General features: G+C 66.5%; 1 protein-coding gene. It reads right to left on the bottom strand.

All coding sequences use genetic code 11. The annotated features are described in order from the left end of the window. Nucleotides 1–257: hypothetical protein (locus tag Q5L94_RS13905; protein ID WP_317498943.1), on the bottom strand; the 257-nt coding region annotated here is incomplete at both ends.

Below are 257 nucleotides of genomic sequence, written 5' to 3'. Positions count from 1 at the left end.
GCCGTCGCCTGTCCGGATGTGCACGTCGCCATTGCTCGTCGCCAGGTCGCGGTCGCTGACGTCGCCTTGAATGATCGCGCTGCCGCCCGCGGACGGCGTGGATGCCGGTGTCGCCGTCGCTGTGCTCGGCACCACTGAGACGACGTCGTTCGAAGGTGGCGGTGGCGCCGGATGCGCGCTGTTCAAGCCAGCCTGATGACGAATGAGAAATGCGATAAGCGCCGCGAGTGAAATCGCGCCCAGTGCTGCCAGCAACC

This window comes from Idiomarina sp. Sol25, from assembly GCF_033052775.1.
Classification (GTDB): domain Bacteria; phylum Pseudomonadota; class Gammaproteobacteria; order Enterobacterales; family Alteromonadaceae; genus Idiomarina.
This window is presented reverse-complemented; position numbering and strand designations above follow the sequence as displayed.